General features: G+C 64.7%; 3 protein-coding genes and 1 pseudogene. All 4 read left to right on the forward strand.

What is annotated here, in order from left to right; all coding sequences use genetic code 11:
• The first annotated feature begins 8 nt into the window (after positions 1-8).
• The gene (locus QZY48_RS10330; RefSeq protein ID WP_295430741.1) at positions 9-1,088 is read left to right on the forward strand and encodes a hypothetical protein; all 1,080 of its coding nucleotides are present in this window, start codon (positions 9-11) and stop codon (positions 1,086-1,088) included.
• A 306-nt stretch (positions 1,089-1,394) separates the two neighbouring features.
• The gene (locus QZY48_RS10335) at positions 1,395-1,775 is read left to right on the forward strand and encodes a MarR family EPS-associated transcriptional regulator (protein WP_295430742.1); all 381 of its coding nucleotides are present in this window, start codon (positions 1,395-1,397) and stop codon (positions 1,773-1,775) included.
• Between the two features lie 7 nt (positions 1,776-1,782).
• Complete coding sequence (locus QZY48_RS10340) at positions 1,783-2,502, forward strand: DUF3782 domain-containing protein (RefSeq protein WP_295430740.1); 720 nt, start codon at positions 1,783-1,785, stop codon at positions 2,500-2,502.
• 13 nt (positions 2,503-2,515) lie between these two features.
• A pseudogene (locus QZY48_RS10345) lies at positions 2,516-2,988 on the forward strand (hypothetical protein); the annotation flags it as partial.

A 2,988-nucleotide genomic window follows, 5' to 3' on the forward strand; every position in this document is an offset into this window, starting at 1 on the left:
AAGAGGAGTTGTCGTTGAAGAGCCAACGACTCGACATCCTCATCATCGAACGGCGCGGCGCGGCGGGTGTGACCCCCGATCCAGAGGCCGTCAACGGCCTCCCTGATGGCTTTGACAATCTGGCTGCTCACAACCTGCTGAGCTATAAATCCGCGGCCGAGCCGTTCAACGCCTGGGCGCTGGAAGAACTCATCAGCCACTACGTGACCTATCGTAAACTAGCCTCGCTGCGCGCCGCCCACCGCGGCGCAGGAACGGCGGATGAGTCGCTGGCCGAACCCGCCGGCGCCTACCCGCTGCTGCCGGCGCGCGACTTTCGCTGCTTCGCCGTCGCCACCCGCCAGCCGCGCCAACTGATGCGCCAACTGCCGGTCGGCACCTGTCGCACGACCGCCTGTCCCGGGGTCTATGATCTTGCGGTGGGCGCACTACCGGTGCGCCTCATCGTGCTGGACAGCTTGGCAAAGCAGCCGCGCAACGCCCCCTGGGGACTGTTTGCACACGCCAGCGATCAAACCCAGTACGGCTTGACCCATTATCGTCCGCGCAGCAGTATCGGCATCTTCTTGCGCGACCAACTGGCCAAAGACTTTGGCCTGGAGACCGACATGGCTTACACCGTTGAGGATTTCAAACGCGAAGCGATGCGGGACCTGATGGAGGACGTCCTGAGCGATCCCAAGTACCTGAAGATGTTCCTGGATCGCCTGGTGGCAGAGGATCGGCTGCGCGAACTCGCCCCCGAGGAGCGGCTGCGCGGGCTCGCCCCCGAGGAACGCCTGCGCGGCCTCGCGCCCGAGGAGCGGCTGCGCGGCCTTGCCCCCGAGGAGCGGCTACGCGAACTCGCCCCCGAGGAGCGGCTGCGCGGCCTCGCGCCCGAGGAGCGGCTGCGCGGCCTTGCCCCAGAGGAGCGGCTGCGCGGCCTTGCCCCCGAGGATCGGCTGCGCGGGCTCGCCCCCGAAGAGCGGCTGCGCGGGCTCGCCCCCGAGGAACGCCTGCGCGGGCTCGCGCCCGAGGAGTGGCTGCAAGGTCTCGATCCCGCGATCATCGAAGCCTGGCTGAAGCAACATCCCCGTCATGACCATTGACTGCTGACGATCCAAGCAAGCGCCGTCAGCGATCAGCGATCAGCTATCAGCGATCAGCTTTCAGCTATCAGCTATCAGCGGTCCGTGTTCTTCTGATAGCTGACAGCTGACCGCTGACCGCTGACCGCTCTTCCCAGCTTGACCACCCCCCGCTCAGTGTGGTCTCATATAACGGTGTTCATCCCGTGAATGTTGATCTCGCCCCGCCGGCCGGCCAGCCCCCAAACCCCGAGTACCGTCCCGACACGGTAGGGCGGTAGCGTGTCCGACACCCCAATCAAGGTCCGTCGTCACCTCAGCGACGACCTGCGTTACCGCCTGCTCAAGCACCTCGCGGAGCAACCGCAGGCCAGCCAACGGCAACTCTCCGAGATCCTCGGCGTCAGCGTCGGCAGCCTCAACTACTGCGTCAACGCACTGATCGAGCGCGGTTGGGTCAAGGTCACCAATTTCCGGAACAGCCACAACAAGCTCGCCTACGCCTACCTCCTCACCCCCAGCGGCATCGAGGCCAAGACCCGCATCGCCGTGCGCTTTCTGCGGCGCAAGCTGGAGGAATACGAGGCGCTGGAGCAGGAGATCGCCCAACTCCGCTTCGAGGTCGCCGCTGCCCAAGAGCCCCCCGGAGAGACTGTCAGCGATCAGCCGTCAGCGACGGTCCCTGTCAGCACTTACCCCGTGGCGTGAAACCCAGATGAATACCCAGGCGCTGAAAGACACGATCAGACGTGAGCTGCCGGAGATCATCCGCACGGATCCGGAGTTTCGCGGCTACATTCTGGATTTGACCCGCCGGGAGTACGCCGGGCGGGCGGCAACCGAAGACCGGTTCTACGAACTCTTGGCGGAACTGCGCCGCGATCGGGAGGAAGGCGCCCGCAAGTGGGACGAGTATAAAAACGAACAAAACCACAAGTGGGACGAACAAAACCGCAAGTGGGACCAGCATCAGGCCGAGCAGCGCGAGGAATTCAAGCGCATTCATGAGGAGATCATGGCCCAGGCGCAACACCATGACCGCAGCATCGGCGCGCTGGGATCGCGCTGGGGCCTGCAATCGGAGAAGGCGTTCCGCGACGCGCTGGCCGGCATTCTGGAAAAAAACTTCGGCGTCCAGGTGCTCAACGTCAACGAATATGACGATCAGGGTACCGTGTTCGGGCGGCCCGACCAGATTGAACTGGACGTCATTATCCAAAACGGTCTGCTGTTGATTTGCGAACTGAAGTCATCCATCGACAAGGCCGGGATGTACATCTTCGAGCGCAAAGCCCGGTTTTACGAGCAGCGCCACCAGCGCACCGCCAACCGCTTGATCGTGATCTCACCGATGATCGACGCCCGGGCGCGCCAAGTGGCGGAGCGACTGGGGATCGAGACCTACGGCGACTCGCTGGAGGTGCAAGCGTTATGACGAAACGCCATCCATGGACAAACGCCCTCCCAAACCCTGGCACCGCTGGCTCGGCATCCTGCTGACCGACCTGTTCGTCGGCCGCCCCTGGTCGGTGGCCATGGAAGAGGAGTTGTCGCTCAAGAGTCAACGACTCGACATCCTCATCATCGAACGGCGCGGCCCGGCGGGTCCGACCGTTGATCCAGACGCCGTGAACGGCCTGCCCGATGGCTTCGACAATCTGGCCGCCCACAACCTGCTGAGCTATAAATCCGCTGCCGAGCCGTTCAACGCCTGGGCGCTGGAAGAACTCGTCAGCCACTACGTGACCTACCGTAAGCTGGCGTCGCTGCGCGCCGCCCGCAGCGGCGCGCGCGCGGCGGATGAGCCGCGGGCCGAACCCGCGGGCGCCGACCCGCTGCTGTCGGCGCGCGACTTTCGCCGCTACGCCATCGCCACCCGCCAGCCGCGTCAACTGTTACGCCAACTGCCGGTCGGCACCTG

The sequence above is a fragment of the uncultured Thiodictyon sp. genome (genome assembly GCF_903828115.1).
Lineage (GTDB): Bacteria > Pseudomonadota > Gammaproteobacteria > Chromatiales > Chromatiaceae > Thiodictyon.